This is a genomic window from Kitasatospora sp. NPDC093679 (assembly GCF_040683455.1).
GTDB classification, from domain to species: domain Bacteria; phylum Actinomycetota; class Actinomycetes; order Streptomycetales; family Streptomycetaceae; genus Kitasatospora; species Kitasatospora arboriphila.
Genome location: NZ_JBFBDW010000005.1, coordinates 129,095 through 151,483, shown reverse-complemented (window position 1 = coordinate 151,483; position 22,389 = coordinate 129,095). Strand labels below are relative to the sequence as shown.

Annotated in this window: 22 protein-coding genes and 3 tRNA genes; 15 read left to right on the top strand and 10 right to left on the bottom strand. The window is 74.3% G+C overall.

Annotated elements, in window-relative coordinates:
- Positions 1-43: 43 nt before the first annotated feature.
- Positions 44-1,282, bottom strand: coding sequence for a cation:proton antiporter (locus AB0O09_RS06740; RefSeq protein WP_363540502.1), 1,239 nt, complete (start codon positions 1,280-1,282; stop codon positions 44-46).
- Between the two features lie 4 nt (positions 1,283-1,286).
- Positions 1,287-1,772 carry a TrkA C-terminal domain-containing protein gene (locus AB0O09_RS06735; RefSeq protein WP_344621413.1) on the bottom strand — a complete coding sequence of 162 codons (486 nt, stop codon included), beginning with the start codon at positions 1,770-1,772 and terminating at the stop codon, positions 1,287-1,289.
- Between the two features lie 178 nt (positions 1,773-1,950).
- Between AB0O09_RS06735 and AB0O09_RS06730 the strand changes: the two genes are divergently transcribed.
- From AB0O09_RS06730 to AB0O09_RS06720, 3 genes are all read left to right on the top strand, one after another.
- Positions 1,951-2,352 (top strand): YccF domain-containing protein, encoded by a 402-nt coding sequence (locus tag AB0O09_RS06730; protein WP_363540501.1) that lies wholly within the window; start codon positions 1,951-1,953, stop codon positions 2,350-2,352.
- A 138-nt stretch (positions 2,353-2,490) separates the two neighbouring features.
- Entirely contained in the window at positions 2,491-3,393 is a 903-nt protein-coding gene (locus AB0O09_RS06725; RefSeq protein WP_363540500.1) for a squalene/phytoene synthase family protein, read from the top strand.
- Between the two features lie 79 nt (positions 3,394-3,472).
- Positions 3,473-3,988: a YbaK/EbsC family protein gene (locus tag AB0O09_RS06720; RefSeq protein ID WP_363540499.1), complete on the top strand. Its 516-nt coding sequence runs from the start codon at positions 3,473-3,475 to the stop codon at positions 3,986-3,988.
- Positions 3,989-4,003: 15 nt separating this feature from the next.
- On the opposite strand, the gene AB0O09_RS06715 is transcribed toward AB0O09_RS06720, so the two are convergent.
- Positions 4,004-5,002, bottom strand: a complete 999-nt coding sequence (locus AB0O09_RS06715; protein ID WP_363540498.1) for an NADP-dependent oxidoreductase — start codon at positions 5,000-5,002, stop codon at positions 4,004-4,006.
- A 134-nt stretch (positions 5,003-5,136) separates the two neighbouring features.
- On the opposite strand from AB0O09_RS06715, the gene AB0O09_RS06710 reads away from it, so the two are divergent.
- Entirely contained in the window at positions 5,137-6,075 is a 939-nt protein-coding gene (locus tag AB0O09_RS06710) for a LysR family transcriptional regulator (protein WP_363540497.1), read from the top strand.
- Here the strand turns inward: AB0O09_RS06710 and mug are convergent.
- A complete protein-coding gene (mug, locus tag AB0O09_RS06705; RefSeq protein ID WP_363540496.1) occupies positions 6,048-6,632 on the bottom strand; it encodes a G/U mismatch-specific DNA glycosylase in 585 nt (194 codons plus the stop codon). The genes AB0O09_RS06710 and mug overlap by 28 nt on opposite strands.
- 77 nt (positions 6,633-6,709) lie before the next feature.
- On the opposite strand from mug, the gene AB0O09_RS06700 reads away from it, so the two are divergent.
- Complete coding sequence (locus tag AB0O09_RS06700) at positions 6,710-7,186, top strand: hypothetical protein (protein WP_344621419.1); 477 nt, start codon at positions 6,710-6,712, stop codon at positions 7,184-7,186.
- Positions 7,187-7,226: 40 nt separating this feature from the next.
- On the opposite strand, the gene AB0O09_RS06695 is transcribed toward AB0O09_RS06700, so the two are convergent.
- From AB0O09_RS06695 to AB0O09_RS06685, 3 genes are all read right to left on the bottom strand, one after another.
- The gene (locus AB0O09_RS06695; protein WP_363540495.1) at positions 7,227-7,784 is read right to left on the bottom strand and encodes a hypothetical protein; all 558 of its coding nucleotides are present in this window, start codon (positions 7,782-7,784) and stop codon (positions 7,227-7,229) included.
- A gap of 15 nt (positions 7,785-7,799) precedes the next feature.
- A complete protein-coding gene (locus tag AB0O09_RS06690) occupies positions 7,800-8,294 on the bottom strand; it encodes a hypothetical protein (RefSeq protein ID WP_363540494.1) in 495 nt (164 codons plus the stop codon).
- Between the two features lie 533 nt (positions 8,295-8,827).
- A complete protein-coding gene (locus AB0O09_RS06685) occupies positions 8,828-9,316 on the bottom strand; it encodes a YajQ family cyclic di-GMP-binding protein (RefSeq protein ID WP_363540493.1) in 489 nt (162 codons plus the stop codon).
- Between the two features lie 213 nt (positions 9,317-9,529).
- Here AB0O09_RS06685 and AB0O09_RS06680 point away from each other — a divergent pair.
- Positions 9,530-9,610, top strand: a tRNA-Tyr gene (locus AB0O09_RS06680).
- A 73-nt stretch (positions 9,611-9,683) separates the two neighbouring features.
- Here the strand turns inward: AB0O09_RS06680 and AB0O09_RS06675 are convergent.
- Together AB0O09_RS06675 and AB0O09_RS06670 are read right to left on the bottom strand one after the other, a co-directional pair.
- Positions 9,684-11,717, bottom strand: coding sequence for a hypothetical protein (locus AB0O09_RS06675; protein WP_363540492.1), 2,034 nt, complete (start codon positions 11,715-11,717; stop codon positions 9,684-9,686).
- A gap of 165 nt (positions 11,718-11,882) precedes the next feature.
- Positions 11,883-12,803, bottom strand: a complete 921-nt coding sequence (locus tag AB0O09_RS06670) for a hypothetical protein (RefSeq protein ID WP_363540491.1) — start codon at positions 12,801-12,803, stop codon at positions 11,883-11,885.
- A 436-nt stretch (positions 12,804-13,239) separates the two neighbouring features.
- Here AB0O09_RS06670 and AB0O09_RS06665 point away from each other — a divergent pair, with 436 nt between their 5' ends.
- Complete coding sequence (locus AB0O09_RS06665; RefSeq protein WP_363540490.1) at positions 13,240-13,755, top strand: hypothetical protein; 516 nt, start codon at positions 13,240-13,242, stop codon at positions 13,753-13,755.
- Between the two features lie 140 nt (positions 13,756-13,895).
- Here AB0O09_RS06665 and AB0O09_RS06660 read toward each other — a convergent pair whose 3' ends face one another.
- Entirely contained in the window at positions 13,896-15,137 is a 1,242-nt protein-coding gene (locus AB0O09_RS06660; RefSeq protein ID WP_363540489.1) for a hydrolase, read from the bottom strand.
- A gap of 231 nt (positions 15,138-15,368) precedes the next feature.
- On the opposite strand from AB0O09_RS06660, the gene AB0O09_RS06655 reads away from it, so the two are divergent.
- The 8 genes from AB0O09_RS06655 to AB0O09_RS06620 all read left to right on the top strand — a co-directional run.
- Positions 15,369-15,441 (top strand) — tRNA-Thr (locus AB0O09_RS06655).
- Positions 15,442-15,483: 42 nt separating this feature from the next.
- A tRNA-Met gene (locus AB0O09_RS06650) sits at positions 15,484-15,556 on the top strand.
- Positions 15,557-15,640: 84 nt separating this feature from the next.
- The gene (gene rpmG / locus AB0O09_RS06645; RefSeq protein WP_004571794.1) at positions 15,641-15,805 is read left to right on the top strand and encodes a 50S ribosomal protein L33; all 165 of its coding nucleotides are present in this window, start codon (positions 15,641-15,643) and stop codon (positions 15,803-15,805) included.
- A gap of 92 nt (positions 15,806-15,897) precedes the next feature.
- Positions 15,898-16,356, top strand: a complete 459-nt coding sequence (locus AB0O09_RS06640; protein ID WP_363540488.1) for a MaoC family dehydratase N-terminal domain-containing protein — start codon at positions 15,898-15,900, stop codon at positions 16,354-16,356.
- A gap of 5 nt (positions 16,357-16,361) precedes the next feature.
- On the top strand, positions 16,362-16,784 hold the full coding sequence (locus AB0O09_RS06635; protein ID WP_344621428.1) for a MaoC family dehydratase: 423 nt from the start codon (positions 16,362-16,364) through the stop codon (positions 16,782-16,784).
- A gap of 758 nt (positions 16,785-17,542) precedes the next feature.
- On the top strand, positions 17,543-17,815 hold the full coding sequence (locus AB0O09_RS06630) for an acyl carrier protein (RefSeq protein ID WP_234443387.1): 273 nt from the start codon (positions 17,543-17,545) through the stop codon (positions 17,813-17,815).
- Positions 17,799-18,695 (top strand): alpha/beta fold hydrolase, encoded by an 897-nt coding sequence (locus tag AB0O09_RS06625; RefSeq protein ID WP_363540487.1) that lies wholly within the window; start codon positions 17,799-17,801, stop codon positions 18,693-18,695. The genes AB0O09_RS06630 and AB0O09_RS06625 overlap by 17 nt, the downstream gene beginning before the upstream one ends.
- A gap of 79 nt (positions 18,696-18,774) precedes the next feature.
- A partial coding sequence (locus AB0O09_RS06620; protein ID WP_363540486.1) for a beta-ketoacyl synthase N-terminal-like domain-containing protein occupies positions 18,775-22,389 on the top strand: 3,615 nt, incomplete at its 3' end.

Here is a 22,389-nt window from a genome sequence, read left to right as displayed (position 1 = left end):
ATGCGGCGAACCGTGCGAGACCGACCCGCCCGGTGACCGCGTGTCAGGACTGCACGGGCTCCACCGCTTCCTCGTCCGGTGCCGGCTGCGCCGCCCCGCGCTGCCGCACCGGCGTCCACCGGCGCCTGCGCAGTGCGGCCAGGCGTCCGGCCGCGGGCTCCGTCCAGCGGGCCGCCAGCGGGCCGACGATCACCAGGATGAGCACGTAGGCGGTGGCCAGCGGGCCGAGGTCCGGTTCGATGCCGGCGGTGACCGCCAGCCCGGCGATGACGATGGAGAACTCGCCGCGGGCGACCAGCGCTCCGCCCGTCCGCCAGCGTCCCCGCGGTCCGATGCCGGCCCGGCGGGCGGCCCAGTACCCCGTGGCGATCTTCGTGAGCGCGGTGACGAGCGCGAGGGCCAGTGCGGGCAGCAGCACCGGCGGGATCGAGGTCGGGTCGGTGCTCAGGCCGAAGAAGACGAAGAAGACCGCCGCGAAGAGGTCCCGCAGCGGGCTGAGCAGCGTGTGCGCACCCTCGGCGGCCTCGCCGGAGAGGGCGATGCCGACCAGGAAGGCGCCGACCGCGGCCGACACCTGCAGCTGCTGGGCGATGCCGGCCACCAGCAGGGTGAGGCCGAAGACCACCAGCAGCAGCTTCTCCGGGTCGTCGTGCGAGACGAACTTCGAGATCAGCCGGCCGTAGCGGAGCGCGACGAAGAGCACCGCGCCGGCGGTGGCCAGGGCGATCGCCAGGGTGATGCTGCCGGCGAGCAGTCCGGCGCCGGCCAGCAGGGCGGTGAGGATCGGCAGGTAGAGGGCCATCGACAGGTCCTCCAGCACCAGGACGCTGAGGATCACCGGGGTCTCCCGGTTGCCGAGCCGGCCGAGGTCGCCGAGCACCTTGGCGATCACTCCGGAGGAGGAGATCCAGGTGACGCCGGCCAGCACCACGGCGGCCACCGGGCCCCAGCCAAGCAGCAGTCCGGCGGCCGCGCCCGGCAGCGCGTTGAACGCGAAGTCGACGGCGCCGGCCGGGTACTGCTGCTTGAGGTTGGTCACCAGGTCGGCGGCGGTGTACTCCAGGCCGAGCATGAGCAGCAGCAGGACGACGCCGATCTCGGCGCCGGTCGCGACGAACTCCTCGCTGGAACTGAGCGGCAGCAGCCCGCCGTGGCCGAAGGCCAGGCCGCCGAGGAGGTAGAGGGGTATCGGGGACTGCCCGTACCGGCTCGCGAGCCGGCCGAGCAGGCCGAGGACGAGGACGACGGTGCCGAGTTCGATGAAGACGGTGGCGGTGTGCACCCGATCACTCCCGTCCCAGGATCGCGGCGGCGGCGTCCACGCCCTCGCGGGTGCCGATGACGATGAGGGTGTCCCCGCCGGCCAGCCGGAAGTCCGGGCCGGGCGAGGGCACCGCGCCGGTGCGGCGGAGCACCGCGACGATGGAGACGCCGGTGGCCGTGCGCATCCTGGTGTCGCCGAGCAGCCGGCCGTTCCAGTACGAGGTGCCGCCGAGCGGGATGCGTTCGGCGACCAGCCCGAGGTCGGTGGTGTGCAGCACACCGGGGCTGTGGTGGGCGGGCATCAGTGCGTCGACCAGGGCGGTCGACTCGTCCGCCGTCAGGTGCAGGGCCTGCGCGCAGGCGTCGGGGTCGTCGGCACGGTAGACGTTGAGGCTGCGGGTGCCGTCGCGGTGGGCGATGACGGAGAGGTGCCGGTGTTCTCGGGTCGTCAGGTCGTACTGGATGCCCACACCGGGCAGGCTGGTCGTCCGGACTCGGGGAACGGGCACGGCGTCTGTCCTCTCGTCAGCGGATCCGGGCAGCGCGCAGCGCGGACCGCCGCGCGGGGCGCGGTGCCAGGATGCGGAATCGGCCGTCCTATAGTAATGAAACAGTAAAGCGACTTGTCCGGGCGGATCGCGGACGTCTCGATGGCCGCCCGGCCCGGCGCATGCCAGGCTGGACGGTATGAAGGTGATCGAGCTCATCCTCAACGTCCTGTGGCTGCTGTTCTGCGGCCTCTGGATGGCGATCGGCTACGCGGTGGCCGGGATCATCTGCTTCATCCTGATCATCACGATCCCGTTCGGCATCGCGTCCTTCCGGCTCGCCGGCTACGTGCTGTGGCCGTTCGGCCGCACGACGGTGGACAAGCCCGACGCCGGTCCCGCCTCCTGCGCCGGCAACGTGATCTGGCTGATCTTCGCCGGCTGGTGGCTGGCCATCGCCCACTTCGTGACCAGCATCCCGCTCTTCCTGTCGATCATCGGCATCCCGTTCGGCTGGGCGAACCTCAAGATGATCCCGATCTCGCTCGCGCCGCTCGGCCGCGAGGTCGTCAGCACCGACGAGCGGTTCGCGGGCTGGTGAGCCCCGGCCCCGGCCCCGGGACGCGGCCGGAGGTCCGGTCGCCCGCCCGGACCTGACGCCCCGGCACCGGGAGGCCGGGGCGGCGCACGGCACGCGCTACGGTGGGCCGGTCCCCACGCCCCGCCGCCGAGGAGAGCCGTGCCCACCTGGCGCGCCACCCTGACCGCCGCCGCCGTCACCGAGGCGCCGCTGCGCGCCGACTACACGGCCGCCGCCCGGCGCGTCCTGCGCCGCGAGCAGGCCCCCTACCTGGCGCTGCGGCTGCTCGCCGCCCCTCCCCTGGTGCCCTACCTGGCCGCCGGGCTCGCCTTCATGAACCTCGTCGACGACACCGCCGAGAACGGCACCGCCCGGGAGCGGGCCGACGGCCTCAAGGACCTCGCCGAGCGCACCGCCGAGGCGCTCGACACCCCCGCCCGCAGCGCCGATCCGGTGCTGCGGGCCTACGCGCACGCCGTCCGCACCCGAGGACTCCCCGAGCATTGGGTGCACGGCTTCCTCGCCGGAGCGGCCACCGCCGAGGCCGCCTTCACCGGCTTCGGCACCGAGCAGGACTACCAGGACTACCTCGACGCCTACGCCCTGCCCGGCATCCTGGTCTTCACCGGCCTGCAGTACGCCGGCGGCCCCGACGGGGAGCAGACCCGGGCCTGGCGCCGGTTCGTCGACGCCGCCCAGCGCGTCGACTTCCTCGCCGACCTGGCCGGCGACCTCGCCGCCGGACGGCTCTGCATCCCCCGCGAACGCCTCGCCGAGCACGGCGTCACCCCCGAGGACCTGCGGGCGGCCCGCGACACCGCCTCCGTCCGCGCCCTGCTCGCCGACCAGTGCGCCCGGGCCCGCCGCGCCCTGGACGCCTCCGCGGACGTCGTCGACCACGCCGACCCCGGCCTGCGGGCCGTCGGCCGCACCATGACCGACCTGATGGCCCACCAGCTCACCGCCGTCGAACGGGCCCGCGCCGGCGCCCTCCGCCGCGACATCGGCTACGGCCTCCTCGCCCCGCTGCGCATCCTCGCCCGGGCCCGCCGCCACCCCTGAAACGGTTGGACAACCCGCCAGCCCGCGGAGCAGGCTGGCGCCCAGTACGGATCGGCGCCGCCCCCGAGCGAGGAGTCCCATGACCGCGACCCCGTCCACCGACCCGGCCGCCGACCCCTCCGGGCTGCCCGAGCGCAGCCGTCGGGTCGCCGAGGCCCTCGCCGCCGCCGGTGTCGGCGCCGCGATCCGGGTCCTGCCGGACTCGGCACGGACGGCCGCCGAGGCCGCGGCCGCCCTCGGCTGCGAGGTCGGCGCGATCGCCAACAGCCTGGTCTTCGTCTGCGACGGCGCCCCGCTGCTGGTGATGACCAGCGGCGCCCACCGGGTGGACACCGCCTTCCTCGCCGAGCGCCTGGGCACCGGGCCGATCACCCGGGCCGGCGCGCAGCAGGTCCGCGAGGCCACCGGGCAGGCGATCGGCGGCGTCGCCCCGGTCGGCCACCCGGCGCCGCTGCGCACCGTCGTCGACACCGCACTGGAGGCCCACCCGGTGCTCTGGGCGGCCGCCGGCCACCCGCACACCGTCCTCCCGCTGACCTACCGCGAGCTGCTGCACCTGACCGCGGGCGAACCCGCCCCCGTCACCGCGGACTGACCGGCCGGGCGGCGCTCACACCCGGACGAGCGCCTTGCCGACGGTGTCGCCCCGCAGCATTCCGAGGAAGGCGTCGACGATCCGGTCGAAGCCGTCCACCACGGTCTCGTCCGACCTGACCAGGCCGCTCCGCAGGTGGGGCACCAGGAAGCCGTACAGCTCGTCGCGCACCGCCAGGTGGTTGCGGACGAGGAAGCCCTCCAGCCGCAGGCTCTTGCCGACGACGTCGTACAGGTTGCGCGGCGCGGCGGGCGGTTCGGCGCCGTTGTACTGGGCGACGGCGCCGCACCAGGCGATCCGCCCGTGGTCGCGGAGCACCTCGATCGCCCCCTCCAGGTGGTCGCCGCCGACGTTGTCGAAGTAGACGTCGACGCCGTCGGGGGCGGCCGCCCGCAGCAGGTCGCCGATCCGGCCGTCGTGGTGGTCGAAGGCGGCGTCGAAGCCGAGCCGGTCGGTGAGGTGGGCGACCTTCGCGGGGGAGCCTGCGCTGCCGACGAGCCGCCCGGCGCCGAGCAGCCGGGCGATCCGGCCGACGGCGCTGCCCACGCCGCCCGCCGCCGCGGAGACGTACAGGTCCTCGCCGGGCTGCAGCCGGGCGATCCTGGTCAGGCCGACGTACGCGCTGAGGCCGGTGCCGCCGAGCAGCCCGAGGTGGGCGCTCGGCGGGACACCGGGCAGGTCCGGCAACACCCGGGCCTCGTCCGCGCTGACCAGCGCGTGCGTCCGCCAGCCGTGGCGGTGGAAGACCAGGTCGCCGACGGCCAGCGCCGGGGTGCGGGACTCCACCACCCGGCCGACCGTGCGGCCCTCCAGCGGCGCGTCCAGCGCCCATCCGCCGTCCATCTCCTCCCGCATGTACGGGTCCACGGAGAGCAGCACGTTCTCGACCAGGGCCTGGCCGCCACCGGTCGCGGGGAGCGTCCCGTCGACGAAGGCGAAGTCCGCGGGGGACGGCAGGCCGGTCGGCCGGGCGACCTGGTGGACGGCGGTGAAGGGGGTGGCGGTACGGGTCACGGCGCTGCTCCTGACGCGGGTCCGGGGATCGGTGACGACCGTAGGACGGCGTCCGGGCGCCGGGCAGGGGTCGCCGTCGATGGGAGGCCGCCTTTCCATGAATCCTGTTCATGGACCGGCGGTAGGGTGGCCCGATGACCGACGGATCCCCGCGGCGGGACACCGACCTCGCCCCGCACGAGCTGCGCATCCTGGCCGCCGTCGACCGGGAGCGGAGCTTCACCGCGGCGGCGTCGGCACTCGGCCTGACCCAGTCCGCCGTCTCGCACGCGGTGCGCACCCTGGAGGGCAGACTCGGCGCGGTGCTCTTCGACCGCGGTCGGCACGGCGCCCGCCCCACCCCGGCCGGCGAACGGGCCGCCGCACACGCCCGACAGGTGCTGCGGCTGCTCGCGGCCCTGCCGGCCGAGGTCCGGGAGGCGTCGACCGGTGAGGTCACCGGGCGCCCGGTGGTGGCCGCCTTCCGCAGCGCGGCCGCCCAGCTGCTGCCCGCCGTGATCGCCGGGGTCACCGCCCGGCACCCGGGGCTCGCCCCGCAGGTGCGGATCGTGCGGGAGCTGGGGCCCGGCACGGCCGGCGAGGTCGCGGACGGCCGGGCCGACCTCGGCATCGCCACCGTCGACCCCGCGGCCGGACCCCCGCCCGGTCTCGTCGTGGTGCCGCTCTTCGAGGAGTCCTACGCCCTCGTCCACCCGGCCGGCCACACCCGGCCCAAGGAGCTCCCGCTGGTCGACTGGGACGAGAACTGCAGCTCCTACACCAGGAGCTGGTGGTCAGAACAGGACTGGCTGCCGCCCGCCACGATCCGGGTCGAGGACGACACCGTGGTGCTCTCCCTGGTCGCCCAGGGCGTCGGGATGGCCGTGGTGCCCGGACTCAGCCTGCTCGGCGCCCCGCCCGGCCTCGCCGTCACCGATCTCGGCCCGAGACCGCCGAGCCGCCGGATCGGGTACGTCACCACTCCCGCGCTCGCCCGCACCGCGGCCGTCCGCGCACTCGTCCGCGAGCTGCGGTCGGCGCCGCTGCCGGCCGGGCTGGCGGCCGTTCAGCGGCCGTCCCGCTCCCCTTCCTGATCCGCCTCGACGGCCTCGCGCAGCCGGCGGAACTCGGCGGCGATGCCGTCCGGCGTGTAGTGCGCGTTGAGCCCGCTCGGGTTGGGCAGCACCCAGACCGCGGTCGCGCCGATGCCCTCCGGCTGCGGCCCGACCCGGGCCTTCGGCCGCCCGAACGCCGCCCGGTAGGCGCCGATGCCGAGCACCGCCAGGACCCGGGGCCTCAGCCGCTCGACCCGCTCGACCAGGGCGGCCCCGCCCGTCCGGTACTCGTCCGCGGTCAGCTCGTCCGCCCGGGCCGTGGTGCGCGCCACCACGTTGGTGATGCCGAGGCCGTACCCGAGCAGCTCGTCCTGCTCGTCGGGGCGCAACTGCCGCGGGGTGAACCCCGAGCGGTGCAGCGCGGGCCAGAAGCGGTTGCCCGGCCGCGCGAAGTGCCGGCCCGTGGCGCCGGACCACAGACCCGGGTTGATCCCGCAGAACAGCACCCGTAGCCCGGGAGCCGCCACGTCCGGGATAGTCGCGTCGTGCGCGGCCGCCAGCTCCTCGGCCGTCGGACGGCGGAAGGGACTCGTCATGCCCCCATCCTGACCGATGGATAGTCAGTTCGAATATTCGGCTGACCCGACGGTGCTGATCAGCGCAGAATGACGGAATGTCATACGAACTCAACGCTCTGCTCGCCACCGCCGACCTGCTCGACGTGGTGGCGGCCGAAGTGCCGGTCGCGCAGGTCGCGCGACTGGCACAGGGCCTGGCGCTGATCCCGATGACCGAGCGGCTGCACGGCGTCCTGAACGTCCCCGGCGACCGTGCAGAGCCGGGCTTCACCCGCTTCCCCGCCGGATTCGGCCGCAGACTGGAGGCCTGGTCGCAGGCCGGCCCGATCGCCTACGTCGAGGCCGACTTCTTCGGCGGCGCCGGCACCCAGCAGGCGGCCGTCTGGCTGCACGGCCGGATCGACCTCGGACCGCTGCGCATCGAGGAGGACGAGCCGCGGTCCGCCGACGGCACCCCCATCTCGCAGGCGCTGCGCCGGCTCGGCGCGACCGTGCCGGAGGGGCGCTTCGACGAGTTCGACGCCGTCGGGCTCGGGGCGCAGCGCCACTCGGCCGACTGGGTCCGCGGCTGACCCGCCCGGTCGCAGGCCGCTCCGGGGCTGCGGCCCCCGGTCAGGGGCCGACGTGCGCGAGGATGCGCCTGAGGTACTCCGCCCGGTCGGACAGCAGCGCGATGCTGACGGCGATCCGGTCCCCGCCGAGCGGCAGGAAGACGGAGCCCGCGACGGGGAGCGCGGTCACGTCGAGCCGGAACCCGGCCAGCCGGACACCGGTGGCCTGCTCGTGCTCACGCAGGAAGTCCCGGATCCGGGGAACGGCGCGACCGGGGCCGGTGGCGCGGGCGACCTCACGTTTGCGGGCGGCGCTCCACACCTGCAGGGCGGCGAAGTTCTCCGCGACGACACGGTCCAGCGGAGCATCCGGCAGGACGGGGGCGCCGGGCCCGCCCTGCCCGGTCGACGGCAGGACGCGGTCCCACCAGTGCCGCCACGCCGCGCCGGCCCCGTCGGCCGGGGCGGCCGGGTCGACGGCCAGCTCCGGCGGGGGCGCCACCGGAGGCAGCCCCGGTGGGCCGGCGATGCCGAGCGCGTCGCGGATCGCCAGCGCGAACGCCGCGTCGTGCGAGTAGTCCAGGGACACCGACCACGGCGCGCCCGACATCGCTGTCATGCGGTCATCCTCCGATCAGACGACGTAGTCGCGGTCGCTGGGACCGCCGCTGGAGCAGATCTCGCCGTCCCACAGCAGCGCGTCGCTGGAGGGGGTGACGCCCGCGGTCTCCCAGGTCACGCCACCGCTCCGCACGTCCCACTCGCCGCGCCAGGACGTGTCCACCCCCAGACCGCCGCCCCACGAGTGGGAGTCCGAGCCGTACTTGTCGGACCTGTTGACCTGCCAGTGGTAGGCGACCGCATCCGTGTTGAGGTCGAAGCCGGTCTCGATCTCGGAAACGAAGCCGCCGACCGGGTGGATCCACAGGTAGGCGTCGCCGCAGTCCCCCTCGACGACGTTGTGCGGACTCACCGCCGCCGCTCCGACGCCGGCCTTCGCCCGGTAAGGGCTGCCGTCCGGGTTGGTCGCCGAAGCGGTCGGTACCACGCGCTCGCGGCCGTCCGGGCCGGTCACCACCTCGAAGCCGTGCGACTGCGCGACCTTCCGGTCGACGCCGCGGACCGTCATCCTGACGACCGTCGCGCCGGCCGGCGGCACGTGCTTCGACGCCCGGACGGCCGGCGCAGGCTGTGCCGCCCCGGCCGTCCGGCCGTCCGAGGGCGCCGCCTGGGCAGTGCCGGCGCAGGCCCCCGCGAGCAGGCATGCGGTGAAACCCGCAGCCAGCGCATGCCTGAGCGATGAACGCATCACGATCCCCCCTCGACTGCCGCAACGTCCCGCACAGGGCCCTCGCCCAGGCCGGGCGGCAGACGCAGGCGACGCTATCCCCTTGTTCTCCAAGGGTGGTTCGACGGCGATCCGATTGGCTCGTTCGCGTCGGCGGCATGGCCGGTTCCGCTGTGGCGGTGGGAGCGGCGAGTCGCTCGGCCCCGCGCCCGGTCGGCGCGCTCCGGGTGGCGCGGGACGGCCGGGCGACGGACGTGCCGACCGGTCGCCGGCGGCGCTCGACACCCCGGCGCACATGCGGCGGGAGGGCGCACCGGGGGCGCGGGGGCCGTTTCCGGCACTCCGCCCCGATGCGCCCTCCCGGGCCGGAACGACTAGCGGTAGTTCACGAACTGGATCGCGAAGTCGAGGTCCTTGCCCTTGAGCAGCGCCTGGACGGCCTGCAGGTCGTCACGGCTCTTCGAGCTGACCCGCAGCTCGTCGCCCTGGACCTGCGCCTTGACGCCCTTCGGGCCCTCATCGCGGATGATCTTGGCGACCTTCTTGGCGTCGTCGGTGGTGATGCCCTCCTTGACGTCCGCGAAGATCTTGTACTCCTTGCCGGACAGCTGGGGTTCGGCGGCGTCCAGGGCCTTCAGCGAGAGCCCGCGCTTGATGAACTTGCTCTGGAGGACGTCCAGGATCGCCTTGACCCGCTCCTCGCCGTTGGCCTTCATCTCGATCTTGTCGCCCGACCGGCTGATCTCACCGCCGACGCCCTTGAAGTCGAAGCGCGTGGCGATCTCGCGGGAGGTCTGGTTGATCGCGTTGTCGACCTCCTGCCACTCGACCTTCGAGACGATGTCGAAACTGGAGTCGGCCATGGGTGTTGGTCTCCTTGGGTACTGGCTGCACGGTCGCTGCCCGGCCGTACGGCGCGGGCACCGCCCAAGCCTATCCAGCACGGCCCTGCGCCGCCCCCGTCCGCCGCGGCCGACCCGTGATCGCGCCCCCGGCAACCGAGTGGCGAACCACCCCCATCCATCAGGTATTGTTTACCGCGTCGAACGGGGCAACGCCCCGGGGGACACCATCCTGGCTGGTTGCCCGAGCGGCCAAAGGGAGCAGACTGTAAATCTGTCGCGCAAGCTACGCAGGTTCGAACCCTGCACCAGCCACAGGATAGAAAACAGCCCCTGATCTGCGGAAACGCAGGTCGGGGGCTGTTTCGTCGTATCGGACCGCCTCCGCTCAGGGGGTGGCTCCGATGGGGACGGACATGGCCGCGGCCTCGGTGGCGTCGACGGGGACGGCGGCTTCGGAGTACCGCAGGTCGAGCACGATGAGGACGGCGGCGGCGACGCCCAGGTAGACGAGCAGGGTGGTCAGCGCCTGGCTGGTCCCGTGGCCGTCGAAGTAGATCGTGTGGTGCAGCAGGACGTAGCCGTTGCGGGGCGGCAGGTAGGGGCCGATGTCGCGCCAGAAGGCGGGCAGGTACGGCACGCCGGACGCGCCGCCGGAGGACGGGTTGCCGAAGAGGATCATCACGACGACCGTCACCAGGGTGCCCACGGGCCCGAGCAGCTTCTGCAGGATCGCGGCGACGAAGGCGACCACGGCGACGATCAGCGAGCAGATCGGCCAGGTGATCCAGAACTTGTGGCTGGGGAAACCCTGCAGCCAGTAGCAGACGATCAGGTCGATGACGAGGCCGCTCACGACGGCGAAGCCGGCGAGCTGGGCGGCCCGCCAGCGGCCCGCCGCCCTGCCGGTGGCGGCCATGAGCAGGGTCGAGCTCATGTAGCCGCCGATGAGCAGCGGCACCAGCATGAGCCCCTGGACCAGGCCGAACGGGTCCTTGGCCGCGAGCGGCGTCGGAGCGTACTGCTGCAGGGCCACCTTCTGGCCGGTGGCCTTCGCGGCCTCCTCGAACTTCACCGCGAGGTCGAGCGGTGCGAGGTCGCTCATGGACGGCACCACGATCAGGGTGTTCGAGGTGCCGGAGGAGACCAGCGCGCCGAAGATCCGGGCCTCGTCGATCGCCGTCTTGGCCGCCGCCTCGTTCGGGTACTGGGTGACCTTCAGGGAGATGGTCTTCTGGGCCGCGGGCAGGACGGGCGAGGTGCCGACCACGCCGAACGGCAGGTCGGTGGCCTTGGGGGCGTGCGAGGCGCTCATGTAGTTGGTCGCGAACAGGCACTGCATGACCGCGCAGACGCCCAGCGCCACGAGCATCCCGATCACGGCGCGCCGACGGTCGGGAGGGGGCGCCGCGGCGGCGGCCGGTGCCGTCGCGCCGGCGTCCCGGGCTGCCGCCCGGGCCGGTCTGATCCGGCCGTACCAGCCGATGACGGCCGTTCCGGCCGCGGCGTAGAGGAAGAGGACGACCAGCGGGGTGGAGATGTCGCTCCCCCCGAAGTAGAGCACGTGGTTGATCAGGGTGACCGCGCTCTGCGGCGGGAGGACCACGCCGATGTTGCGCCAGTAGACCGGCAGCAGGTAGGTGCCCAGCCCGCCCGCGGGCGGCCCGCCGATGACGATGAAGAGCACCGCGACCAGCAGGGTGCCCATCTTCCCCACCAGGGCCTGCATCGCGGCGGCGCCCAGCGCCACGGCCGAGGTGACGAGCCAGAAGCACGGCAGCAGCGGCCAGAAGTGGCTGCTGGAGTACGCGCCGATCCCCAGACCGGCGATCAGGTCGGTCAGCAGCGCGCCCACCAGCGCGTATCCGATCAGGATGGCTGCGCGCCACGGTGCGGCGGCGACGCCGTGGGCGGCCTTGTAGACCAGCACCGCGGCCAGGTAGCCGCCGATCAGCAACGGCAGCAGCAACAGCGACGTCACTGCGCCGACCGGGTCGGTGGAGGCGAGGGGCTTGACCGTCTGCACGGTCACCGGCCGGCCCAGCTTGTGGGCCGCGTCGAGGAACGCCGGCTCCAGCTCCGTCTGGGCGAAGAAGCTCTTCGACGGAACCACGATCAGCGTGTCACCGGCACCGCCGCTGACGTACGCGCCGTACAGCTCGCCCCGATCGGCCGCGTCCGTGACGGCGGAGGCGCTCGGATAGCCGGCCAGGTCGAGCCCCGTCCGCGATGCCACCGCGGCGACCACGGGCGAGGGCGGCCCGGTCACGCCGAAGGGCATGTTCCGCGGAACGAGCAGCTGCTGGGCACTGACGAGGCACAGGGCGAGCAGGGCCTGCGCGAAGAGCACCAGCCCCAGTGCGAAGGCGATCTTCGCTGCGGCACTCCGTCCGCCCGCCGCCGGAGCCGCCTGCTTCGCCATCCCTGACCTCCAGCCGACCGTCGCCGCGCGTGGGCCGCCGCAGCCCGATTCGTTTCCGTCAGCAATCACCACACGGGCCCGACCGCCCGGCAACCCGGGAGGCGCCCGGAGGTGACGCCCGGTCCGGGCCGCGGGCCCGCGTGGCGGCGGCACGGTCGGCGGGGTTCAGCGGGCGTCGACCTGCCGGAGCAGCGCCGGTGTGAGCAGCCGCCGGTACGGCTCGCTCTGGAACTGCAGGGGAGGGGCCATGTCGCCGAAGGACGCGGCGAAGGCGCGCGGCGAACGGGTCAGTTCCGCGAGCACCCGGGCCGCCGTGTCGTCGTCGGCGAGTCCGGGGGCCAGGGCCGCGCAGCCCCGGACACCCGGGTGCGGGTCGCCGAGCCAGGGGCGCGTGTCCCCGCCGAGCCGGCCGATCGCGAGGACGACCGTCGCCAGGTCGTAGGGGGATTCGGCGGCCCGGGCCGTCGAAACCAGCCGTTCCAGCAGCGTCGGACGCCGCGCCGCGGCCGACGGGTGCCGGGCCAGTGACCCGACGGCCGCGGCTGCGCACGCCCGGTGCCTGGAACGGCCCGACGCCAGGTGCGGCAGCACCCGCGTCAGGATCCCGGGGACCGCGTCGAAGCAGGCCAGCCCCGCCCGGTCGAGGACGAGCTGGCCCCGCCCGGTTCCGTCCTCCCACATCCGGGCCCGGCCGTCGCCGTCGGCCGACAGGTAGTCGGCGGTCCATGACCGCAGTTCCCGCGCGCGGCCGGCCACCCGGGCCCGGATCTGCTCGGCGCGGTCGCCGAGGTCGGCGACGACGGCGACCGCGTGCAGGTAGGCGAGCAGCGCCTCCGGCAGTGAGGGATCGTCCCGTCCGAGCAGCGGATCGTCCAGGAGCCCGGCGACGAGCAGTGCCGTGGGCGCCGTCGCCGGCCAGGCCCTGCCGTCCTGTCGGAGCGTCGCCGACCAGAGGTGCGTGTACCCGGCGGTGAAGGCCCTCGCGTCGTCGCCGAGGAGCGCCGCCAGCTGCCGCGGTGTGTCGGAGGCGGGGCCCAGGGCGTGGAACAGCCCGGACCAGTCCGTCTCCTCCACCCGCGCGGTCACGGTGGGGATGGTGCCACGACGACGGAGGGGTGTCACCGGGCGAGGCCGGGCGGGAGCACCTCCGCATGATCGACGGTCGCCTCGGCCGGGGGGCGGGGTGAGGTCCACCGGCCGGCCGTGGCGGCGGGAGACCAAAGGTCTGGTCTTCGCCGCCGCTGCCCGCGGCGGTCCGGGCAGGCCAGGAGGCGGAACCCGGTGAAGGAGGCGGCGGAGAGCGGTCCGGTGACGCGGCGGATCGTGACCGGGGCCGCCGCCTCGGGCCCGGGCGCGGTCCTCGGCCGCGAGCCTGGCCCGCGTGCCGTCGCGTCGGTGAGGGACGACGTCCCGGCGTCGACGGCGCGCTCAGCCGTTGCTGATCCGGTGTTTATCCGTCGCGCGCAGAGTGGTTGCCGGGCCGAGGGGAAGTCCCGGGGCCGGACCGTACGGGGGAATCACGATGGGAACCGCACGCAGGATCGGAACAGCCGCACTCGCCCTGGCCGCCGCCGGGGCGCTGTCGCTCGGCGCGGCCGGCTCGGCCTCCGCCGCCGACACGGCGAGGACGGCGAAGGGCGCGAAGGCGGCCGAGGCGCCGGCACTGGCCTCCGCCGCCCGCAGCGTCAACGTGTCGTTCAGCAACTGGACGGGCTGCACCCTCACCCGCGAGGAGTGGGGCCTCAGCCACGGCATCTGGACGGCGCAGCCGCCCGTCCGGATCTACGACCAGGGCACCGGCAGCTGGGCGTCCGAGTCGAACGGCTTCGCCACCGGCACCGAGGGCTACGCCCGGTTCTTCTCGGAGAACTGCGCCGACCCGGTGCTGAACGGCCGCCTGGTGCGGGTGCACTGGAACGACCCGTACGCGGGCTCCAACTCGTACGACTCCTCGGGCACGGACCTGAAGTTCTACGTCTCGCGGAGCGGCGGCTCGGGCAACAACGCGAGCGTCCGGTTCTCGGCCTGGGGCCGCTGACGGGAGCTCACCCGCGGAGCGCGGCACGGGGGAGCCGCGCCCGGGGGTGAGCGCACCGGGCCACGGGGGAGCAGTGCGGGCGGGCCGGCCACGGGGGACGGTCCGCCCGCACCGCGTGCCCGGCGTCCGGCTCCGGCGGGTCAGTCCTCCGGGAGGGGCTGCCGGGGCAGGGCCAGGGCCACGGTGTCGGCGAACTCCCGGACGGCGCTGGTGCGGGACACCACCCGGCCGCGGTGCACCACCAGCCGGCTGTGCCCGCCCGCCAGCACCCCGGCCAGGCCGTCGCCGCGCACCGCCAGCAGCTCGGCCGGGAAACCCGCGTCCACCCGGACGGGCGGCAGCCCCAGCACGGCCCGCGCCCGGCCGGCGACCGCGTCGTACGCCTCCTCCGGGCCGAGCGCCCCCGAGGACGCCAGCAGGAAGGCGGCCTCCAGCGGATCGGCCCGACCGACCGGCGCCGCGAGATCGCGCAGCGCCCCGCTGCCCGCCGCCAGCGGCACCCGGGCCTGCGTCAACTCGCGCACCACGGAGGGCCGCAGACCGCCGGGAGGGCGCTCGCCGCCGGCGCAGCCGCCGAACTGCGGCAGGCAGACCACCCGGACGCCCGCGCTCGCCAGCACGGTGGACGCGCCCGGGGCCAGCGCGTCGCACGGACCCAGCGTCACCCTCGGCCGGAGCGGCGCCAGCACACCCGTCATCCGGGCGAGCCGGCCCCGGTCGGCGCCCGAACAGTGCAGGTCGACGGGGAGGTCCGCCTCGCGGGCGGCCTCCAGCAGCACCTGCACGTACCCGACCGGGTCGGGGTCGGCCTCCGGGCAGCCGCCCACCGCCGCGGCGCCCAGCCGGAGCGCCTCGCGCAGCTGCGCCCGGCCGTCCGCGCCGGCCCGGCCGGTGAGCAGCCGGGGCATGGCGACCGCCTGGAGGTCGGTGAGACCGCGCAGCGCCCGCGCCGCGGTCAGCACCGCCTCCAGCCGGCCGAGCCCGTGCACGTCGCCGATCCGGACGTGGGTGCGCTGGGCGGTGGCGCCGTAGGCGAGTGCGGTGAGCGCGGCTTCGGTGACCCGGCGGACGAGCTCCGGCGGGCCGTCCGGCGGCGGGCCGGGCAGCGCCGCGGAGAAGGCGGTGTCGTAGTGGGCGTGCGGCTCGGCCGGGGCGGGCAGCAGCAGGTAGCCGGTGAGGTCGATCCGCGTCCCGCCGCTGCCGTCCGCCGGGCCGGAGGCCGGCGGCAGCGGACCGAGGCCGCCCGGGGTGCCCACCGCCAGGATGCGCTCGCCGGCGATCCGGACGTCCACCACCCGGCCGTCGGCGAGCCGGGCGCCGGTGAGCAGCAGGACGGGCTCCCGGCCGGGCGGCCCGTCGGCGGGTGCGTCTGCCCCGGTCATCGGCGCTCCTTCGGATCCTGTCGGCCGCGGCCTGCCGGTCGAGCCTAGGACGCAGGCGCACGGTCGCCGTGGAGGCGGGCGAAAGTCGTATCGGTCGGGCCGCCGGGATGCGCGGATCCTCGAACGGCCGTACGGCCTGCGGGTGTCCGTGCGGCCCGCCCCACCTGGGATCTTCCGTGGCGGATACGGATTTCACCTCTGGCCCGGAACCGTGTAATCTCTTCCTCGTTCGCCCCTATAGCTCAGTCGGTAGAGCGTCTCCATGGTAAGGAGAAGGTCTGCGGTTCGATTCCGCATGGGGGCTCTGGTGAAAGGCCTTCCGCTCCGGCGGGCGGTCGCTCATCAAAGCGGTGTAGCTCAGTTGGTAGAGCAAGCGGCTCATAATCGCTGTGTCACCGGTTCAAGTCCGGTCACCGCTACCCCGCGTAGTCGATCGGGGGGTCACCCTCCCGATCGGCTACACTTGTCTGTGTTCTTATTCGTTGTCCCAGGAAGGCACTCCCGTGGCTGCCACCGACGTCCGCCCGAAGATCACGCTGGCCTGCGTGGAGTGCAAGGAGCGGAACTACATCACCAAGAAGAACCGGCGCAACGACCCGGACCGTCTTGAGATGAAGAAGCACTGCCCGCGTTGCAACGCCCACACGGCGCACCGCGAGACCCGCTGACTTTGCCTCGACTCCAGGCCGCTCCCCCTCGCGGGGCGCGGCCTGGAGTCATTTCTGCATGTCTGCATGACGGTTGATCAGAGGAGTTGCCCATGCCGCTCGACCCCTCCTTCATCGGGCGGACCTACCCGCCCACCGCGCCGTACGAGGTCGGCCGGGAGAAGATCCGCGAGTTCGCCGTCGCCGTCGGCGACGCGAATCCCGCGTACACCGACCCGGAGGCCGCCAAGGCGTTCGGTCACCCGGACGTGATCGCGCCGCCGACCTTCCCGTTCGTCATCACCTACGCCGCCGCCGCGCAGGTCGTCACCGATCCGGAACTCGGCCTGGACTACAGCCGGGTGGTGCACGGCGACCAGAAGTTCGTGTACACCCGCCCGGTGCGGGCGGGTGACCGGCTGACCGTCACCGTGACGATCGACTCGATCAAGTCGCTGGCCGGCAACGACGTCCTGTCGGTGCGCGGCGAGGTCGACGACGAGTCCGGCGAGCACGTGGTGACGTCGGTCATGACCCTGGTCGCGCGTGCGGCCGACGAGGCGGGGGAGTGAACCCGATGACGATCAGCTTCGACGAGGTCGAGGTCGGCACCGAGCTGCCGGCGCAGTCCTTCCCGGTGACGCGCGCCACGCTGGTGCAGTACGCGGGCGCCTCCGGCGACTTCAACCCGATCCACTGGAACGAGAAGTTCGCGCTGGAGGTCGGCCTGCCGGACGTCATCGCGCACGGCATGTTCACCATGGCCGAGGCGGTCCGCGTCGTCACCGACTGGGTCGGCGACCCGGCCGCGGTGGTCGAGTACGGCGTGCGGTTCACCAAGCCGGTGCCCGTGCCGAACGACGGCGTCGGCGCGGTGATCGAGGTGTCCGGCAAGGTCGCGGCGCTGCTGGACGGCCGCCGGGTGCGCGTCGACCTGCTGGCGACCAGCGGTGGCCAGAAGGTGCTCGGCATGTCCCGCGCCGTGGTGCAGCTGGGCTGAGAAGGTGTCGGAGGGGCGGGCCCGCCGGGCGGCGGGCCCGCCCCTCGTCGTTCGCCGCCGGGGGAGTCCGGGCCGAGGACCGTCGCCCGGCGGCCGCTTCCGGTGCCGGTCCGCGGGCATGGCGTCCTCGATCCCCCTCCGTGCGGTGGTCGGCGCACGGCCGCGGGGTCGCCGCGGCGCGCTGACGTGACCATAACCAGGCGCCGGAGAGGCCTGCAAGGTGTCGTTGAACTCTGGACCATGCCGGCGGCGCCGGCCGCCCGGGCCGCCGCCCGCCCGCCGGCCGGACGCGGCAAGGCGCGTGCGTATTCGAAGCACGAGTCGGACGGCGCATCAATTTTCTTTTTCCGGAACGAGTTTCGGCGGGATATTCCGTCCGGTCAGTACATTTCTGTGGCGTTGCATCCGCGTTGATTTACGCGGAGTTGGTTGCAAGCGCGAATGTCACTCGCGTACGGTCCTGACCCGGGACGCGGCGGAACTGCCCGCTGTGCGCCCACCGTCACCGCTCACCCACTGAACGATCGTCCGCCGTACCGGAGTTGTCGCAGGCTGTGGCCTGTCCGGCGCCGGTCGCGGCCGGTCGAACCATCGTGTGAAGAGCCCGGATTCCGTGTCTGCCGCGCGCTGCGAGCGCGTGATTCGGGCTGCCTTCCCGCAGTCTCGGCTTTGCCGCCGATTTACCTGCGGGTGGCTCTCGGAAATGTTCCGACCGGACGAAATCACCGTACCCTGGGGAAGGACCGACCGTGCCTGTCGTGACCGCCGTTGAGGCCCAGCAGTGGCTGATCGAGAAGATCGCCCACCGGCTCTCAGTGCCTTCGGAGGACGTTCCGCCGGAGACGTACTTCGACGAGCTCGACCTCGACTCGACCGAGGCGCTCATCCTCGCCGGGGAGATGGAGAACTGGCTCGGCTTCGAACTCGGGACCACCACCCTCTGGTACCACCCGAGCATCAAGGACCTGGCCGAGTACATCGCGGAGGAGTCCGCCGCACGCGCCGGGGAGAACCATGCGGCCTCGGCGTGACGCCGGCCCCGCCGTCGTCCACCGGCTGGCCGAGGCCGGCGACGGCCTCGGCACGGTCTTCCTCGTCCACCCCGGCGCACTCGCCGCCGGCGTCCACCGCACCCTCGCCGAAGCCCTGCCGGCCGGCACCGGACTGACCGTCCTCGACCTGTCGGGGCACCCCGCCTACTGGGAGGCCGCACTCACCGGCGGCCGCGCCGACACCACCGTCGAGGAACTCGCCGACCGCATCGGCGACGAACTCGACGCCCTCGACGACGGCGGGCCGCGGACCCTGGCCGGCTGGTCCTTCGGCGGCGTGGTCGCCCAGGCCCTGGTCGAACGGATGCCGGCCGGGCGCCGGCCCGACCGGCTCGTCCTGCTCGACAGCATCGCGCCCACCCCCGAGTACCAGCAGCCCGACGACGCCCTCGAACCACCGCTGCTGCTCGGCTGGTTCGCCATGTACCTGGGCGCCAAGCGCGGCCGACCGGTCGACGTCGACCCGCACCTGCTCGCCGGCGGCGGCACCGAGGACGGCCTGCGCCACGTCCTCGCCGCCGCCGCGGCCGGCGGCGCCCTGCCCGCCGACACCGCACCGGCCGGCCTGCGCAAGCTCTACGACACGTACGTGGACGGGCTGCTGCGCAACAACCGGCTCACCGCCCCCTACACCGCCCGGCCCTCCACCGTCCCGCTGGTGCTCGTCACCGCCGAACGCAGCCTGCTGCCCGGCGACCGCACCCTCGGCTGGGGGCCGCTCGCCCCGCACGGGCTGGAGGTCCACCGCAGCCCCGGCGACCACTACACCATGCTCAGCCGGCCGGACGCCGCCGCCGTGATCGCGCGCCTGGTCCGCCCCGCCGCCCCCGCGCGGCGCGCACCCGCAACGAAGGTCTGACGCAGGCCCGTCCGTACGGGCCCGGCCGCCCGCAAGCCCAGGCCGGCGCCCGGCCCTCCGAGTTCGAGAGAGCCCTGCCGTGAACACCTCGAAGCCCACCAGCCCCCTGCCCGACGCGGAACTCGGCCGCCGGCTCGCGGACGAGCCGATCGCCATCGTCGGCCTCTCCGCGCTCTTCCCCAAGTCCCGCGACCTGCGGGAGTTCTGGGGCAACGTGATGTCCGCCGCCGACTGCATCGAGGACGTGCCGAGCACCCACTGGGACGTCTCCGAGCACTACGACCCGGACCCGTCCGCGCCCGACAAGACCTACGCCAGACGGGGCGGCTTCATGCCCACCGTCCCGTTCAACCCGATGGAGTTCGGGCTGCCGCCGACCACCCTGGAGGTCACCGACGTCCTCCAGCTGCTCAGCCTCGTCGTCGCCCGCGACGTGCTGCGCGACGCCGGCGCCGACCGCCCCTGGTACCGGCCCGACCGCACCGGCGTGGTGCTCGGCGTCACCGGCGCCAACCAGCTCACCCAGCCGCTCTCCGCCCGGCTGCAGACCCCCGTGCTCAAGGAGGTCGTCCGCAGCTGCGGCCTCAGCGAGCGCGACGCCGAGGAGATCGCCGAGAAGTTCAAGCTCGCCTTCGCCCCCTGGGAGGAGAACTCCTTCCCCGGCATGCTCGGCAACGTCGTCGCCGGCCGGATCGCCAACCGGCTCGACCTCGGCGGCACCAACATGACCATCGACGCCGCCTGCGCCAGCTCGCTCGCCGCCACCAAGGCCGCCGTCAGCGAACTGCTGGAGCACCGCGCCGACACGATGATCGCCGGCGGCTGCGACGCCGAGAACACGATCTTCATGTACCTCTGCTTCAGCAAGACCCCTGCCTTCTCCAAGGCCGGCCGGATCCGCCCCTTCGACAAGGACGCCGACGGCACCCTGATCGGCGAGGGCATCGGCATGTTCGCGCTGCGCCGCCTCGCCGACGCCGAACGCGACGGCAACGAGGTCTACGCCGTCATCCGCGGCATCGGCTCCTCCAGCGACGGCCGCTTCAAGTCCATCTACGCCCCGCGCAAGGAGGGCCAGATGGTCGCCCTGCGCCGCGCGTACGAGGACGCCCGCTGCACCCCCGACAGCGTCGAACTCTTCGAGGCGCACGGCACCGGCACCGCCGTCGGCGACGCCACCGAACTCTCCGCCCTCGCCGCCGTCGTCGCCGACACCACCGGGGAACGGCAGTACGCCGCGGTCGGCAGCGTGAAGTCCCAGATCGGCCACACCAAGGCCGCCGCCGGCGCCGCCGGCATGATCAAGCTGGCGCTCGCCCTGCACCACAAGGTGCTCCCGCCCACCATCAACGTCGACGAGCCCAACCCCGCGATCGACTTCACCGCCGGCCCGTTCTACGTCAACACCGAGAGCCGGCCCTGGATCAAGGACCCCCGGCGCACCGACCGCCGCGCCGCCATCTCCTCCTTCGGCTTCGGCGGCACCAACTTCCACTTCGTGCTCCAGGAGCACGGCGACGGCGACGACCTCAAGGTGATGTTCCCCGTCGCCCGGGTCCACCTCTGGCACGCCGCCGACCCGGCCGCCCTCGCCACGCAGCTCGCCGACGGCGCCCCCGCCGCCGAGGGCCCCGCCCCCGCCGACCACGCCCGGCTCGCCCTCGCCGCCCGCGACGACGCCGAACTCGCCGAGCTGCGCGCCCTCGCCGCCGCCGAACTGCGCGCCGAGCCCGACGCCGCCGACTGGGCCCACCCCCGCGGACTCTGGTACCGCCGCCGCGCCGCCGACACCGGCAAGGTCGGCGCCCTCTACGCCGGCCAGGGCAGCCAGTACGTCAACCCCGGCCACCGCGCCGTCCTCGCCCTGCCGCCGCTGCGCGCCGCCTTCGACCGCGCCAACCGCGAGTTCGACGGTGCCGAACTGCTCTCCCGGGTGGCCTTCCCGCCGCCCGCCTTCTCCACCGCGGCCCGCACCGCCCAGGAGGAGTCGCTGCGCCGCACCGCGTACGCGCAGCCCGCGATCGGCGCGCTCGCCGCCGGCCAGTACCGCTACCTCGGCGAACTCGGCTTCGCCGCGGACGGCCACCTCGGCCACAGCTTCGGCGAGCTGACCGCCCTCTGGGCGGCCGGCGCCCTCACCGACGACGCCTACTTCGCCCTCGCCCGGGCCCGCGGCGCCGCCATGGCCCCGCCCGCCGACCCCGGCTTCGACGCCGGCGCGATGGCCGCCGTCAGCGCCCCCGAGGCGAAGGTCGCCGAACTGCTCGCCGACCACCCCGAACTGGTGGTGTGCAACCGCAACGCCGCCGACCAGATCGTCGTCGGCGGCCCGACCGCCGCGGTGGAACGGCTGGTCGCCTCGGCGGCCGGAGCCGGGCTGCGGATCTCCCGGCTGCCGGTCTCCGCCGCCTTCCACACCCCCTTCGTCGGCCACGCCGTCGAGGCCTTCCGCGCCGCCGTCGACCGGGTGGAGGTCCGCCCGCCGCTGCGGCCCGTGTACGCCAACACCCCCGGCGGCCGCTACGGCGACGACCCCGCGGCCAACGCCGCCCTGCTCGCCGAACAGCTGATCAACCCGGTGCACTTCGCCGACCGGGTCGAGGAGATGTACGCGGCCGGATTCCGCACCTTCGTCGAGTTCGGCCCCAAGGGCGTCCTCACCCAGCTGGTCGCCCGCATCCTCGGCGACCGCCCGCACCACGCCGTCCGGCTCGACGGCGGACCGGGTGCCGACGCCGACCTCGCCCTCAAGCGGGCCGTCGCCCGACTCGCCGTCCTCGGAATCCCGTTGTCCGTCGCCGACCGCTACGCCGCGGCCGCACCGGAGGCGCTCCCGAGCAAGGGCATGACGGTGCCGCTGAACGGCATCAACCACGTCTCGGACGCCCGCAAGGCCGCCTACCGCGAAGCCCTGGAGAACGGCTACCGGGTCACCCCGGCGGCCGTACCGGCGGTACCCGCGCCGGGCGCGGAGCCCGTGGCCACCGCTCCGGCGGCGGTTGCCCCGCCCGCACCCGCACCCGCACCCGTCGCCGTGCCGGTCCCCGTGCCGCCGCCCGCCGCCGTACCGCCGGAGCCCGCACCCGTCCCCCTCCCCGCGAGGAACGCCGTCCAGGAGAACGCACCCGTGGACCACGACCACGCCGCCGCCGCGGCACCCGACCGACTGCCCGAGCTGATCGCCGACCACCTCGCACTCCACGACGACTACCTCAACGGCCAGCTGCAGAGCGCCCAGCGGCTCGCCGGACTGCTGGAGAACGCCGCCGGGCAGGGCCGGGTCGACGAGGTGCTCGCCGGTGTCACCGCCGTCAAGGAGCACGGCCTCGCCATCGGCCGCACCCACCTGCGGGCCAACGAGATCCTCCGCGACCTCGCCGCCCTGGAGCTCGGCGGTGCACCGGCCGCGCCCGCCCAGCCGCAGGCTGCCGCGGCGGCGCCGCCGGTGGCCGTCCCCGCCCTGCCGGCCGCCGCCCCGGTCGCCGAGTTCGTGCCGGTGGCCGCCGAGCCGTTGCCCGCCGCCGAAGCCCCGGTCGCACCGGCCCTGCCGCCGGCCCCGGCCCCGGTTCCGGCCCCCGCGCCCGCACCTGTGGTGCCGGCGGCTCCGGCGCCGTCGGTGAGTGCCTCCGAGGTGTCGGCTGCGCTGTTGGAGGTGGTGGCGCAGAAGACCGGGTATCCGGCGGAGATGCTCGAC

Bases quoted from the DNA above. Each gene is read 5' to 3' on its own strand.
- AB0O09_RS06730 (WP_363540501.1), top strand. From the start codon at position 1,951: ATGAAGGTGATCGAGCTCATCCTCAACGTCCTGTGGCTGCTGTTCTGC.
- AB0O09_RS06720 (WP_363540499.1), top strand. From the start codon at position 3,473: ATGACCGCGACCCCGTCCACCGACCCGGCCGCCGACCCCTCCGGGCTG.
- AB0O09_RS06710 (WP_363540497.1), top strand. From the start codon at position 5,137: ATGACCGACGGATCCCCGCGGCGGGACACCGACCTCGCCCCGCACGAG.
- mug (WP_363540496.1), bottom strand. From the start codon at position 6,632: ATGACGAGTCCCTTCCGCCGTCCGACGGCCGAGGAGCTGGCGGCCGCG.
- AB0O09_RS06700 (WP_344621419.1), top strand. From the start codon at position 6,710: ATGTCATACGAACTCAACGCTCTGCTCGCCACCGCCGACCTGCTCGAC.
- AB0O09_RS06695 (WP_363540495.1), bottom strand. From the start codon at position 7,784: ATGACAGCGATGTCGGGCGCGCCGTGGTCGGTGTCCCTGGACTACTCG.
- AB0O09_RS06690 (WP_363540494.1), bottom strand. From the start codon at position 8,294: ATGACGGTCCGCGGCGTCGACCGGAAGGTCGCGCAGTCGCACGGCTTC.
- AB0O09_RS06685 (WP_363540493.1), bottom strand. From the start codon at position 9,316: ATGGCCGACTCCAGTTTCGACATCGTCTCGAAGGTCGAGTGGCAGGAG.
- AB0O09_RS06675 (WP_363540492.1), bottom strand. From the start codon at position 11,717: ATGGCGAAGCAGGCGGCTCCGGCGGCGGGCGGACGGAGTGCCGCAGCG.
- AB0O09_RS06665 (WP_363540490.1), top strand. From the start codon at position 13,240: ATGGGAACCGCACGCAGGATCGGAACAGCCGCACTCGCCCTGGCCGCC.
- AB0O09_RS06660 (WP_363540489.1), bottom strand. From the start codon at position 15,137: ATGACCGGGGCAGACGCACCCGCCGACGGGCCGCCCGGCCGGGAGCCC.
- AB0O09_RS06640 (WP_363540488.1), top strand. From the start codon at position 15,898: ATGCCGCTCGACCCCTCCTTCATCGGGCGGACCTACCCGCCCACCGCG.
- AB0O09_RS06635 (WP_344621428.1), top strand. From the start codon at position 16,362: ATGACGATCAGCTTCGACGAGGTCGAGGTCGGCACCGAGCTGCCGGCG.
- AB0O09_RS06625 (WP_363540487.1), top strand. From the start codon at position 17,799: ATGCGGCCTCGGCGTGACGCCGGCCCCGCCGTCGTCCACCGGCTGGCC.